At 66.9% G+C, this 12804-nt stretch carries 10 protein-coding genes; 1 reads left to right on the top strand and 9 read right to left on the bottom strand.

The window, feature by feature from the left end:
* Positions 1–38: 38 nt before the first annotated feature.
* A complete protein-coding gene (locus R4P95_RS15500) occupies positions 39–1061 on the bottom strand; it encodes an agmatine/peptidylarginine deiminase (protein ID WP_213576827.1) in 1023 nt (340 codons plus the stop codon).
* Positions 1061–2050 carry a nitrilase-related carbon-nitrogen hydrolase gene (locus tag R4P95_RS15495; RefSeq protein WP_317746035.1) on the bottom strand — a complete coding sequence of 330 codons (990 nt, stop codon included), beginning with the start codon at positions 2048–2050 and terminating at the stop codon, positions 1061–1063. Before R4P95_RS15495 ends, R4P95_RS15500 begins: the two co-directional genes overlap by 1 nt.
* Before the next feature lie 163 nt (positions 2051–2213).
* On the opposite strand from R4P95_RS15495, the gene R4P95_RS15490 reads away from it, so the two are divergent.
* Entirely contained in the window at positions 2214–2858 is a 645-nt protein-coding gene (locus R4P95_RS15490; RefSeq protein ID WP_213576829.1) for a TetR/AcrR family transcriptional regulator C-terminal domain-containing protein, read from the top strand.
* Here R4P95_RS15490 and R4P95_RS15485 read toward each other — a convergent pair.
* The 7 genes from R4P95_RS15485 to R4P95_RS15455 form a co-directional block, all read right to left on the bottom strand.
* Positions 2785–4359: an APC family permease gene (locus R4P95_RS15485; RefSeq protein ID WP_317746036.1), complete on the bottom strand. Its 1575-nt coding sequence runs from the start codon at positions 4357–4359 to the stop codon at positions 2785–2787. The two genes, R4P95_RS15490 and R4P95_RS15485, sit on opposite strands and share 74 nt — an antisense overlap.
* Positions 4360–4414: 55 nt before the next feature.
* Positions 4415–5308, bottom strand: coding sequence for a universal stress protein (locus tag R4P95_RS15480; protein WP_317746037.1), 894 nt, complete (start codon positions 5306–5308; stop codon positions 4415–4417).
* A gap of 32 nt (positions 5309–5340) precedes the next feature.
* A complete protein-coding gene (locus R4P95_RS15475) occupies positions 5341–6795 on the bottom strand; it encodes an NAD-dependent succinate-semialdehyde dehydrogenase (RefSeq protein WP_317746038.1) in 1455 nt (484 codons plus the stop codon).
* An 81-nt stretch (positions 6796–6876) separates the two neighbouring features.
* Positions 6877–8217 (bottom strand): 4-aminobutyrate--2-oxoglutarate transaminase, encoded by a 1341-nt coding sequence (gabT, locus tag R4P95_RS15470; RefSeq protein ID WP_213576832.1) that lies wholly within the window; start codon positions 8215–8217, stop codon positions 6877–6879.
* 51 nt (positions 8218–8268) lie between these two features.
* Positions 8269–9699 carry a gamma-aminobutyraldehyde dehydrogenase gene (locus R4P95_RS15465; RefSeq protein ID WP_317746039.1) on the bottom strand — a complete coding sequence of 477 codons (1431 nt, stop codon included), beginning with the start codon at positions 9697–9699 and terminating at the stop codon, positions 8269–8271.
* Between the two features lie 156 nt (positions 9700–9855).
* The gene (locus R4P95_RS15460; RefSeq protein ID WP_317746040.1) at positions 9856–11493 is read right to left on the bottom strand and encodes an amidohydrolase; all 1638 of its coding nucleotides are present in this window, start codon (positions 11491–11493) and stop codon (positions 9856–9858) included.
* Positions 11494–11519: 26 nt separating this feature from the next.
* On the bottom strand, positions 11520–12770 hold the full coding sequence (locus R4P95_RS15455; protein WP_317746041.1) for an MFS transporter: 1251 nt from the start codon (positions 12768–12770) through the stop codon (positions 11520–11522).
* Positions 12771–12804: the final 34 nt, after the last annotated feature.

The following is a 12804-nucleotide window of genomic DNA, read 5'->3' as shown; positions in this document are numbered from 1 at the left end:
GTTAACCGCCCGCGGTTAACAAGTACTCACGGGTGGCGTCAGCGCACCACGGGCTGGTGCTGCGTGATGCAGTGGATTCCGCCGCCGCGGGCGAAGAGGGGTCGTGCATCGACGGTCACCACGTCACGTCCGGGGTAGGCGGCCGACAGGAGCGCGACGGCCTCCTCGTCTGCGGGATCGTCGAAACTGCAGGCGATCACTCCGCCGTTGACGACGAGATGGTTGATGTAGCTGTAGTCGACGAATCCCTCGTCGTCGCGGAGCACCGTCGGCGCCGGCACCGGAATGATCTGCCAGGATTGGCCGCGGGCGTCCGTGGTCTGCTTCAGCAGGTCGATGACGGTCCTGCTGACCTCGAAGTCGGGGTGTTCCGGGTCGCGCTGATCGTGTACCAGGATGACGCCCGGAGACGGGATGGCGGCCACGATGTCGACGTGTCCGCGCGTGCCGAACGTGTCAGAGTCGCGGGTGAGTCCGCGGGGCAACCAGATGACGTTAGTGGCGCCGAGGGTGCGCGCGAGTTCGGCCTCGACATCGGCCTTGGACAGTCCCGGATTGCGGCCGGGATCGAGTTGCACCGTCTCGGTGACCAACACGGTGCCGAGGCCGTCCACGTGTATTCCGCCGCCCTCGTTGACGAGCGTCGACTCGACGAGTTCGGCGCCGGACCGCTCGACCACCATCTTGCCGATCTTGGAATCGCGGTCCCACCGCGCCCAGTCCTGGCCGCCCCACCCGTTGAACACCCAGTCGACGCCTCCGAGCCTGCCGTCCTCGGACACCACGAACGTGGGACCGATGTCGCGCATCCAGGCGTCGTTCAGCGGGGCCTCGACGACGTCGATGTGAGGGGAGAGGTATTCCCTCGCGACGGCCATCTCGTCCGGGTCGACCACGACGGTGACGGGTTCGAACCGGGCGATCGCGTGTGCCACCGCGGCCCAGGTGCTGCGGGCCTCGTGGTGGGCTGCGGGAGTGTCCCCGAGCGAGTATCCCTCGCTGGGAAAGGCCATCCAGGTGCGCTCGTGAGGTTCGCCCTCCGCGGGCATGCGCCAGCCCATCAGGATTTCCCGAAGGGGGAGGCGTGATCGACGGGCTCGGTGAGGGCACCGTAGGTGTCGGGTCGCCTCGTCGTGAGAAACGGGAACAGTGCGAGCCAGTCTTCTCGCTGCTGAAGGTCGAGATCGGCGACCAGGACGGCTGATTCGTCACGCGGTGCCTGAACGAGAATGCGGCCGTAGGGGTCGGAGATGAACGACGACCCGTAGAAGGTGATGAGGCCTTCGTTGCCGTGGCGGTTGGGCACCACCATGAACGTGCCGTTGGCGATCCCGTTCCCGACGATCACCTGTTGCCACAGCGGCTGGGTATCGAACTGGGGGAAGTCGGGTTCGGAGCCGATGGCGGTGGGGTACACCAGAACTTCGGCGCCACCGAGCGAATACGCGCGAGCAACCTCGGGGAACCACTCGTCCCAGCAGGTCGGCATGCCGAGTTTCACACCGTCGAGGGCAGTGTGCACGGGGTATGGATCGGTGGCCGGTCCGCCGCGGAAGTAGGTGTCCTCGTAGTAGCCGGCGGTCACCGGAATGTGCAGCTTGCGGGTGCGTGCCAGCAGCCGGCCGGACGGGGACACGAGGATGGCCGTGTTGAACCCGAGGCCGTCGTCGTAGTGGTCACCGCTCTCGCGGTCGTCGCGCTCGTAGAGCGAGGCGTGGACGGGGATACCGTGTTCGGCCGCCGCCTTGGCCGCGAAGGTGAATGTGGGGCCGGTGAGGAGGTCTTCCGCCTGGCGGCCGGGGTTGTCACCGCCTTCCACGAATGCGGGATAGCGGCTCAGCGTCAGCTCGGGCAGGAAGACGACCTGAGCTCCGAGTCGAGCCGCCGCGGCGATTCCTTCGTCGAGTTCGGCGCGGAGGTCCTGCTCGTCCTCGTGCCACCGGTGCTGCACCAGCCCGACGCGGAGCAGGGGGCGTTCGGTCGTCCGCGCCCCCGTGATAGGCGTCCTCGAAAGGGGCGCGGGAGGGGTCGGTGCGGTGATCGTCAACATTGTGGTCCTCGGATGTCCGGTTCGGCGACTGCCTAAAACGAATTGGATTCGTTAAGTATGGTGGGTGAGTGCTCGACGATCAAGGGGTGGGACGTGTCGAATTCGACTTTTTCTCGCTCGACCCCGCCATCGGCAGCGAAACATCGACCAGAGGGGCGCACTCATGCCACGGCCATCACAGCGGCTGCTGTCACCGGAGATCATCACGGAAGCGGCCATTCGCCTGGTGGACCTCACCGGTGACTTCACGATGCCGGGTCTCGCCGAGCGGCTGAAGGTGCGGCCCTCCTCGCTGTACAACCACGTGTCGGGGAGGGCGGAGATCATCGAATTGATGCGCGCCAGCGTGATGGCGGGCATCGTGGTGGCGGACCCTGACGGCCAGTGGAGCGAGACGGTGGCCTCCCTGGCGCGCGAGTATCGGCGCAACTACGCCGAGCATCCTCGGCTGATTCCTCTGTTCACCGCGCACACGGTGCAATCCGGTGTGGCGTTCGGAATGTACAACGCGCTGGCGCAAGCCTTTTCGGACGGCGGATTCTCACCGGAGGACGTTCTCCACGCCATCACGACGGTCGACAGCTTCGTTCTGGGCTCCGCGCTCGACCTCGCTGCCCCCGAGGTGGTCTGGGCGACCGCCCCGGAGGCGAACGAGCCGATGCGGGCAGCGTTGGCCACGTCCGGACCGAACCCCGGACGGGCCGACGCAGCATTCGAGTTCGGACTGCGCACCCTTATCGCAGGCTTGGTGGCGCAGGCTCCGGAGCAAGATCGCTCTCGTCCCGCAGCGCCGATGTCTCGCGGGTGAGGGTTCGGCCCTGGAAGAACGCAGGTTTGCGGAAACGCATGATCACCATCAGGAGGGCACCGAGCAGAAGAATGCCGAACCCGAGGTAGAACACGAGTCCGATACCGCCTATCTGTGCGCCACTCCCGTTCTCGGGGTTCATGCTCTCGTCGACCGAGATGACGAAGACCGCGAGCAGCATGAGTCCGCCGAGCAGCGGGAACACAAAGCGGAAGACAGCGTTGCGGACACTGGTGAACAGCCGTCCCCGGAAGTACCACACGCAGGCGAACGCGGTGATGCCGTAGTACCAGCAAATCATGATTCCCAGCGCGGCAATGGTGTCGAGCAGGGCGCTCTCGGACAGGAAGGTGACCACCGTGTAGAACACGGCCGTCACCACACCGGCGACGACGGTGGCGTAGGACGGCACCAGGAACCGGGGAGACACCTCGGCGAGCTTCTTCGGAAACGCACCGTACGCGCCCATGGCGAGCATCGTGCGCGCTGCCGGGAGGAAGGTGGTCTGCAGGCTCGCGATCGAGGAGACGAACACGGCGAGGAACAGCAGCATGCCACCCCAGTTGCCGAGAACGGGATCTGCGAGAGCACCGAACACGTTCTCCGAGTTCTCCGGGTTACCGAGGCCGAGGCCCTCTTCGCCGACTCCCGCATACATCATCGCCGCGACCGACACCAGCAGGTAGGTCAGCAGGATCGTCGCGACGCACAGCAGTCCCGCGCGACCGGGAGTCTTCTTGGGGTTCTTCGATTCCTCGCCGAGGGTCAGGCAGGTGTCCCATCCCCAGAAGGCGAAGATCGAACCGGTGACACCGATGACGAAGGCGCCGATGGCAAGTCCGGAGAAGGGATCGAACCAGCTGAGGTCGAACGACAGGTTCGCGGGCGAGTCGCCTGCCCCGACGTGGACGAGGGCGACCACGGCGAAGGCGATGAGGAGCACCATCTGGAAGCCGACGAGTGCGACCTGCAGGCGCTCACTGGTGGTGATGCCGCGACTCGCGATCCACGTTGCGACGCCGATGAAGACGAGTGTGGTGCCGACGTTGACCACTTTGTTGCCGGGTAGATCGGCGATGCCCGGACTGTCGAACAGTCGGGCGATGAAAAGGTAGAAGAACTGGACGGCGATCGCCGCCAGATTCGACAGCACGATGATGGTGGCAATAACCATTCCCCAGCCGCACATCCATCCGACGTACGGACCGAACGCCTTGGTCGACCAGGTGAAAGACGCACCGCAGTCCGGTGATTCGGAGTTCAGCTCACGGTATGCGTAGGCGGTGAGGAACATGGGAATGAATCCGGCGATGAAGATGGCGGGCATCTTCAGTCCGACCGCGGCGACGATCAGTCCGATGCTCGCCGTGAGGGTGTAACCCGGTGCGACGGAGGAGATACCGAGAATCGCACCGGAGAATGTCCCCACAGTGCCGGTGGCCAGGCCCTTGGCGCTCACCCCGCCCGCGGTGGGCCCCTGTGCGACTTCGTTGTTCGTCATGGTCGAACCTCCGGTGGGGAACAAGCGTGGATCCGGGGCGGGTGTGGTGGAAGGTCTACTCACTGTGCGGGAACTCCTGCTTCGGTACGACGACCATGGGTACCGGCAGGACACGGAGCATCTTGGCGGCGGTGGACCCCAGGAACAGTCGATGAGGTTGGGCGAGGCGGCTGGAGCCGACCATGACGAGGTCGCCGTCCTGCCAGTCGAGTGTGCGGACCGCCGATTCCACGGTGGAGCCGTCGGCTATCAGCACGGAGATCGGAAACTCCTCGGGCAGAGCGGAACGTGCCGTGTCGAGAGTGCTCTGTGCGTGGGCGACGGCGCGTTCGCGGATGTCCTCGGGTGTGTCGCGGTGGTCGCGGAGGTCGTTCCGCGGGTCCAGTGCCACCAGCGACACCAGGCGTAGGGGTGCCTGCATGAGTTCACTGGTTCTCACCGCGGTTCGCAGCAGCACGTCGGCGCCGGCGCGGGTACCGAGTGCGCAGGTGATCTCCCGGATCTGCTTGGCCGTGGAATGCCGGGCACCGCGCGGAGCCAGGGCCAGCGGAACGTGTGCCGAGTGCAGCAGCTCCGTCGACACCGAACCGACGGAGTGCCGCCCGAGGAGTCCGTCGCCGGCGGCACCGACGACGATGGCCTGTGCGCCGAGCCGGGTCACCTCGTCGAGGAGACCCTGCGCGAATGACTCGTGGAAGCTGAGGTGGACGTCCACGTCGATGTCGCTCGGCACCGACGACTTCGCCTCCTCCAGCCAGCGCTGGGCACGGGAGGCGAGGATGTCGTCGTATCCGGTCTCGGCCGGGACTCGCGCCGGGACCGTACGGTCCGGCGGGAGCACCATGCAGATGTCGAGCTGGGCACCGAGACTGCGGGCGAGCTGCACCCCGAGGGCCAGACCGTCCTCCCCGCTGGGGGTGGCGAGATATCCAACGACCAATCGCTTCATTGACGGTTCCGATCTGGCTCGAGGCGGGGTGTTTACGCGAAGCCGATGTATTTGGTCTCGAGGTATTCCTCGATGCCCTCGGTGCCGCCTTCGCTGCCGAGCCCGGATTGTTTGACGCCGCCGAAGGGTGCTGCGACGTCGGAAATCACCCCGCGGTTGACGCCGACCATGCCGCTCTCGAGCTGGTCGGCGACGCGGAACGCGCGATCGACGTCTCGCGTGTAGATGTACGCGGCGAGTCCGTATTCGGTGTCGTTCGCGGCGGCGACAGCTTCGGCCTCGGTGTCGAAACCGGTGATGGCGGCGACGGGTCCGAAGATTTCCTCCCGGATGATGCGGGCGCCGGCGGGTACCTCGTCGAGGACGGTCGGCTCGAAGAAGTAGCCGGGCCCGTCGACGGACTTGCCGCCGGTGCGGACCCGGGCTCCCGCGGCGACGGCGTCGTCGACGAGGGACGCCACGTTGCGACGTTGCTTGTCGTTGACGAGGGGCCCGACGTCGGTGCCGTCTTCGCTGCCCGGCCCGACGGTGAGTGCAGCGATCCGCTCGGTGAGCTTGGTGGTGAATTCCTCGCGTACCGAGTTGGCGACGATCAGGCGGTTCGCGGCGGTGCAGGCCTCGCCGCCGTTGCGCATCTTCGCGGCCATCGCACCGTCGACTGCGGCATCGATGTCGGCGTCGTCGAACACGACGAACGGGGCGTTGCCACCGAGTTCCATCGAGGTGCGCAGCACCTGCTGGGCGGACTGCTCGATGAGAATCTTGCCGACGCGGGTGGAGCCGGTGAACGTCACCTTCCGCAGTCGCGGGTCGGCGAGGAGAGGTGCGGTGACGGCGGCGGCGTCGAGGGTGGGGAGCACCGAGAGCACACCGGCGGGCAGGCCGGCGTCGGCGAAGATCTCGGCGAGCAGCAGCATGGTCAGCGGGGTGTCCTCGGCGGGTTTGACGATGATGGTGCAGCCGGCGGCGAGGGCGGGACCGATCTTGCGGGTGCCCATGGCGAGGGGGAAGTTCCAGGGGGTGACGGCCAGGGTGGGTCCGACGGGGACCTTGGTGACCATGATCCGTCCGTTGCCGGAGGGGGAGGTGGTGTAGCGGCCCTGGATGCGGACGGCTTCCTCGCTGAACCAGCGCAGGAACTCGGCGCCGTAGTTCACCTCGCCGCGGCTCTCCGGCAGCGCCTTGCCCATTTCCATCGTCATCAGCAGGGCGAGGTCGTCGGTGCGTTCGATCACCTTCTCCCACGCCGAACGCAGGATGATCGACCGCTGCCGGGGTGCGGTGGCGGCCCACTCGTCCTGGACGGCGGCGGCGGAGTCCAGGGCGCGGAGTGCGTCCTTGCCGCCGGCGTCGGCGACGTCGGCGAGGTGGGCGCCGGTGGCGGGGTCGTAAACCGGAAAGGTGCCGCCGTCGATCGGGTCGGTCTGGGCGCCGTCGATCCACAAGCCGGTGGGCAGGGTGGTGCGGAGCCGTTCGAAATCTGTCATGGGAGTCCTTCTGGTCGGGGTGCGGGCGCTTCGCGCCCGTGCGCCGTTCTGGTAGCGGTGGCAACCAGAAAGGCGCACGGGTCAGACGAGGGAACGAACTATCTGCTCGATGACCGTCAACGCGTCCTCGAGCAGGTCGTCGCCGATCACCAACGGGGGAAGCAGGCGGATCACGTTGCCGTAGGTACCGCACGTCAGCAGGATGACGCCGTGCTCGAGAGCCTGGGCCGCGATGGCCTTGGTCAACTCCGCGTCCGGTTCGGTGGTTCCGGGCTTGACGAATTCCATCGCGAGCATGGCGCCGCGACCGCGCACGTCACCGATCACACCGACCTCGGCGGCGAGGGCGTGCAACCGCGGCAGGACGAGGTCGGCGATGTGCCGAGCCCGGCCCGGCAGGTCGAATGTCTGCATGGTGTCGAGGGCGGCGAGCGCGGCGGCACAGGCGACGGGGTTGCCGCCGTAGGTGCCGCCGAGTCCGCCGGGGTGGACCTTGTCGAGAAGTTCGGCCCGTCCCGTGATCGCGGAGAGGGGCATACCGCCGGCCATGCCTTTGGCCATGGTGATGATGTCGGGGACCACGTCCTCGTGCTCGCACGCGAACCAGGCGCCGGTGCGGGAGAACCCGGTTTGCACCTCGTCGGCGATGAAGACGACGCCGTTGGCGCGCGCCCAGGCGACCAGAGTGGGGAGGAATCCCTCGGCGGGCACGATGAATCCGCCCTCGCCCTGGATCGGCTCGATGATGATCGCCGCGAGTGAATCGGCGCCGATCTGCTTCTCCATCTGGCTGATGGCCCGCTGGGCGGCCTGCTCGCCGGTCAACCCGTCCTGATCGCGGTAGGGGTACGACATCGGGAGGCGGTAGACCTCGGGAGCGAAGGGACCGAAGTGCGCCTTGTAGGGCATCGACTTGGCGGTCAGGGCCATCGTCAGGTTGGTGCGGCCGTGGTAGGCGTGGTCGAATGCGACGACGGCGTCGCGTCCGGTGGCGAGGCGGGCGACCTTGATCGCGTTCTCCACCGCTTCGGCGCCCGAGTTGAACAGGACGGTCCGCTTCTCGTGATCGCCGGGGGTGAGGGCGGCGAGTTCCTCCGCGACCCGCACGTAACCCTCATACGGGGTGACCATGAAGCAGGTGTGGGTGAAATGTCCGACCTGCTCCCGAACTGCCTCGGCCACAGCGGGATCCGAGGCTCCCACGCTGGTGACGGCGATACCGGAGCCGAGGTCGATGAGCGAATTGCCGTCGACGTCCACGATGACGCCACCGTCCGCGTCCGCGGCGTACACGGGCACGCTCGAGCCGACGCCCGCGGCCACGGTGGCGCGGCGGCGAGCGGTGAGGGCCGCCGACTTCGGGCCGGGAAGCTCGGTGACCAGTGCTCGCTTCTGCGGCAGCCGGTACTGGATGTCGTTCATCAGGGTGCAGTCCTCAGGGTCGTGACGGTAGATGGGAAACAGGAGTCGAGGTCAGTCGTGTGAGCTCATGACGTGCTTGATGCGGGTGTAGTCCTCGACGCCGTAGCCGGAAAGGTCTTTGCCGTAGCCGGAGTACTTGAATCCGCCGTGCGGCATTTCGGCGACGAGCGGGATGTGGCAATTGATCCATACGGCGCCGAAATCGAGTGCCGCCGAGAGTCGTTGCGTGACACCGTGATCGTGCGTCCACACGCTCGACGCCAGACCGTATCGGACGTCGTTGGCGAGGGTCACGGCCTCCTTCTCGTCCGAGAAGCTCTGCACGGTGAGGATGGGCCCGAATGTCTCTTCCTGCACGATGTCGTCGCGCTGGTCGACTCCGGTGATCACGGTGGGCTCGAAGAAGAAGCCCTGCTCGCCGGAACGTCTGCCGCCGGTGGCGATCTTGGCGGAGGCGGGCAGATCCGCAATTTTCGCGCTGACGGTGTTGAAGTGGTTGATGTTGTTGAGTGGACCGTAGAACGTGTCGGGGTCGTCCGGGAGTCCCGGCTTCAACGTCTCGGCCTTACGGACCAGTGCATCGACGAGCTGGTCGTGGATCGACTCGTGGACGAGGACGCGGGTGGCCGCTGTGCAGTCCTGGCCGGCGTTGAAGAACGCCGCTTCGGCGATTCCGTCGGCGGTCTTCTCGATGTCGACGTCACCGAACACGATCGCCGGCGCCTTGCCGCCCAATTCGAGGTGCGCGCGCTTGAGCTGGCGGGCGGCGGAAACGGCCACCGCGATGCCGGCGCGCACCGACCCGGTGATCGACACGAGTCCGAGCGCGGGGTGCTCGACGAGGGTCGCACCGGTCTCCCCGTTGCCCAGCACCACGTTGAACACGCCATCCGGCAGGATGCCCTTGGTCAACCGGGCGAGCACGAGAGTGCTGTTCGGGGTGGTGTCGCTGGGCTTGAGGACGATGGTGTTGCCGGCGGCCAGGGCGGGGCCGATCTTCCACAGCGCCATCATGAACGGGTAGTTCCACGGGGTCACCTGTCCGACGACACCGATCGGTTCGCGGCGCACGTAGGACGTGAATCCCTCCATGTACTCCCCGGCGGCCTTGCCCTCGAGCATGCGGGCCGCCCCGGCGAAGAACCGGAGCTGATCTGCCCCGACCTTGATCTCCTCGTCGGCAATGACCTGTTTGGGCTGCCCTGTGTTGCGGCATTCCGCCTCGACGAGTTCGTCGCTGTGCGCCTCGATCGCGTCGGCCAGCTTCAGCAGTGCCGTCTGGCGCACGCTCGGCGTGGTCTTGCCCCACGACACGAAGGCTCGCTCCGCCGCCTCGACGGCAGCGTCCACATCGGTCTTGGTGGACACCGGCGCACGGCCGACGACACTCTCGTCCACCGGATTGATCAAGTCGAGGGTCTCCGTCGTCGACGAGGCGACGAACTCGCCATTGATGTAGTTCTGGAGTACGTCGATCGACATCCGTACCGTTCCTCTCGTGGGGTCGAACGGCCCGCCGGCAAGCGTTCGCCGGGGTCCGTAGTGCATCTGGTAGTCAGTGTGCGCTGCCTCACAAGGTGGTGGCAGCTGACGAAATGGTGAAAGCAAGAGCGTTGGGCGCGCCGAGTTGTCCAGCCTTCAGAGCGGCCGGTGAGTGGTTCGATGGCGGATCCGGCCCGCCACGACGGTGAGCCCCACGCGGGAGGTGAGCAACGAGCCGGCGCCCTCGGTGAACGGGTTTCCGTCGAGGACGACGAAATCGGCCGCCTTGCCGGCGACGAGTTGCCCGGTGAGGTCGTCCCAACAGCAGGAATAGGCAGCGTCACGGGTCGCGTGCGCCAGTGCGTCCGCCATCGGGAGCGCGTACTCGGGCAGGTTGGGTGGCAGAGTCGGATCGATCGCGGACTTGCGCGTCGTCGCGACGTACATGTTGGGCAGCGGCGGATGCGGTGCGGTGGGGGCGTCGGAACCCAGCGCCAGGACCGCGCCCGCCGAGGTCATCTCGGGCCAGGGGTACGCCCGCTCGACCCGGTGGTCACCCAGAACGGCGCGCCAGTTCTCCTGGATCGCCGGGTCGGCGTGCACCGGCTGCATCGAGGCGACGACACCGAGTCGTGCCAGACGTTGCACGTTGTCCTTCGTGATCGTCTCGAGGTGTTCCATGCGGTGTCGACGCGGCCGGATTCCGTTGGCTGCGATTGCCTTCTCCAGCGCGGTGAGCCCGATCTCCGAGGCCTCGTCACCGATGGCGTGCATGGCCACCTGGAGTCCCGCGGCATCAGCCGCGGTGACCACGGGTGCCAGCGACTCGAGATCCCAGATCGGTTCGGCATTGGTGCCGTCGGAGTACGGCTCCTTCATGGTGGCGGTGCAGCTGTCGATGACACCGTCGATGATGATCTTGATCCCGGCCATCCGCAGCCACGGCCCCTGCAGACGCTGGGCGTACGTCGCGGCCTCGCGGACCTGACGGACGTTCTCCTCCGTCGAATCGGTTCGGGTTATGAGCCAGTGCCCGGCTACCCGAAGCGGCAACGTGCCGCCCCCGGCTGCCAGGGCTCGCTCGAGCGCCGCCACCTCGTCCGCACCGAGTGCCATGTCGACGGCTCCGGTGACGCCGTCGGCCAGGTACCGCTCGAACGCCGCCGCGAGCGCGACGTCACGTTCGTGGTCGGTGACCACCTTCGCGAGGGCGGGCCACACGATCTGGGTCACCGCCGTTTCGTACAACATCCCGGTGGCGTGGCCCGTCGCCGGATCACGTTCGATCCGGCCGCCGAGGGGATCGGGCGTGTGGTCGTCGATCCCCAGTTCGTCGAGTGCTGCGGTATTCACCCACACGGAATGGACGTCGTTGGAATCGAGGTACACGGGGCGGTCCGCTTCGACCGCGTCGATCATCTGCCGGGTGGGCGTCCGGCCGCCGACGGCCGGAAACAGCCAGCTGCGCCCCAGAATTCGGGGTGCCGTCGGATTGTCGGCGGTGAAACGCCCGATGCGATCCTGGATGCCGGCCAGATCGACGGCGCTCTGGAGATCCACCTTCTGCAACGACTGCCCCATCATGAGCAGGTGGGTGTGAGCGTCGATGAACCCGGGCAGCACGAAAGCGCCGTCGAGTTCGACGATGTCGGCGTCGCGGGTCAGCGCGTCTGCGGTGACCGTATCCCCGACGTACGTCAGCCGGCCGTCCTCGACGATCATCGACTCCGCCCACGCGGGCTCGGCCGCGGTGAAGATTCGCCCGCCTCGGTAGTGGGTGGCCTTCGCTGTCATGGTGTTCTTCCTGTCCATCGAATTCATCAGACGATCACCGAGGTGGTGTAACGCACGGTGGGATCCTGGCCTACGGCGAGGGATGTGGCTTCGGTACGTGCAGAGAGAGCGGCGATCGCCGTAATCGGCAGCAGCACAATGAGACTGATCCCGCCCACGATGACACCGAACGACGGATAGCCGACGGCCTCGGTGACGAGAGTGCCGAAGAGCGGGGCGAACGCGGAACCGACCAGGTAGGTCCCGAGTAGTGGGGCGGACCAGCGGCCGGACGAATCCAGTGCGGCCGCGATGGCCACCACGTAGATGAAGGCCGCCGCGTAGACGGTGTTCCACGTAATGATGAGCACCAGGTAGGTGGTGGGCTCGGTGGTCAGGCACGCGCCCAGTTTGAGGGCGGCGCCGAGTGCCAGCAGAACGGCCACGGGAACCGTGCGCCCGAGACGGGAGCCCAGAGCGGTGAGGATCAGTGCGATACCGATACCACCTGCAGTCGATGCGGACAGGGCCAAGCCCATCTGCTGTTCGGTCAGCCCCGCGTGCTCGAATCCCATGATGCCGGACACCGCCCACAACGAGTCCTCACCGATCGCCCAGACGGCGAACAGCACGAGCAGCGATGCTCCGGCGACCGTGACGCGTTTCCGGGTGACCCCTTCGGGCAGTTCGGCGCGGGTTCTCGTCGTGCCTGCCCCGAGGTCGGGGGCGGTCGGCAACCAGGTCATGGTGAGTGCAGTGGCCAGTGCGAGTACGGCCACGATGCCGAAGGCGTTGGTCATCCGTGTGCCGAGAATCGGGATCAGCGCGAGGACACCGGTGACGGCCACGCGATTGACGAGACCGCTCAGTCCGGAGACACGGTTCGGGTTGGTGAACGCCGCCATCGCCGCGCCGCCGACGGCGACGGCACCGCCGGCCCCGAGGCCTCCGACGACGATCGCGATGCAGGCGATCGGTGCGGACGGAACGACGGCTGCCGCCCCGAATCCGGAGGCCATGACGACGAGGCCCGCCCGGCCGAGCCGCCGCCGGAACTGTCCGGCCGCCCATCGGGTGGTGGCGAGGCATACCAGCGCACATGCCAGCAACGATCCCGTCAGAACGGCACCGGCGACGGTCTGGGACACGCCGAGATCGTCGACCATCGCGATGATCATGAGCGGGACGAGGTTGGCGGTCATGTATCCGACCACGAAGACGCTGAACGTGGCGATTCCGCTCCTGGCCGTCAGTGGGACGCGGAGGCCGTGAATTTTTGGGGTTTCCGGTGGTTGCACGAGGAGAACTCCGTGTCTCGAGTAGTGTGCCGGA

The organism is Rhodococcus sp. IEGM 27, assembly GCF_033142305.1.
In the GTDB taxonomy this organism is placed as follows: Bacteria; Actinomycetota; Actinomycetes; order Mycobacteriales; family Mycobacteriaceae; genus Rhodococcus_F; species Rhodococcus_F oxybenzonivorans.
The sequence above is the reverse complement of the archived record's forward strand: the minus strand, read 5'-3'. Positions and strand labels throughout refer to the sequence as shown.

What these genes read in the sequence shown, in the direction of transcription:
- R4P95_RS15500 (WP_213576827.1), bottom strand. Translation starts at nt 1,061, where the DNA reads ATGGGCTGGCGCATGCCCGCGGAGGGCGAACCTCACGAGCGCACCTGG.
- R4P95_RS15495 (WP_317746035.1), bottom strand. Translation starts at nt 2,050, where the DNA reads ATGTTGACGATCACCGCACCGACCCCTCCCGCGCCCCTTTCGAGGACG.
- R4P95_RS15490 (WP_213576829.1), top strand. Translation starts at nt 2,214, where the DNA reads ATGCCACGGCCATCACAGCGGCTGCTGTCACCGGAGATCATCACGGAA.
- R4P95_RS15485 (WP_317746036.1), bottom strand. Translation starts at nt 4,359, where the DNA reads ATGACGAACAACGAAGTCGCACAGGGGCCCACCGCGGGCGGGGTGAGC.
- R4P95_RS15480 (WP_317746037.1), bottom strand. Translation starts at nt 5,308, where the DNA reads ATGAAGCGATTGGTCGTTGGATATCTCGCCACCCCCAGCGGGGAGGAC.
- R4P95_RS15475 (WP_317746038.1), bottom strand. Translation starts at nt 6,795, where the DNA reads ATGACAGATTTCGAACGGCTCCGCACCACCCTGCCCACCGGCTTGTGG.
- gabT (WP_213576832.1), bottom strand. Translation starts at nt 8,217, where the DNA reads ATGAACGACATCCAGTACCGGCTGCCGCAGAAGCGAGCACTGGTCACC.
- R4P95_RS15465 (WP_317746039.1), bottom strand. Translation starts at nt 9,699, where the DNA reads ATGTCGATCGACGTACTCCAGAACTACATCAATGGCGAGTTCGTCGCC.
- R4P95_RS15460 (WP_317746040.1), bottom strand. Translation starts at nt 11,493, where the DNA reads ATGACAGCGAAGGCCACCCACTACCGAGGCGGGCGAATCTTCACCGCG.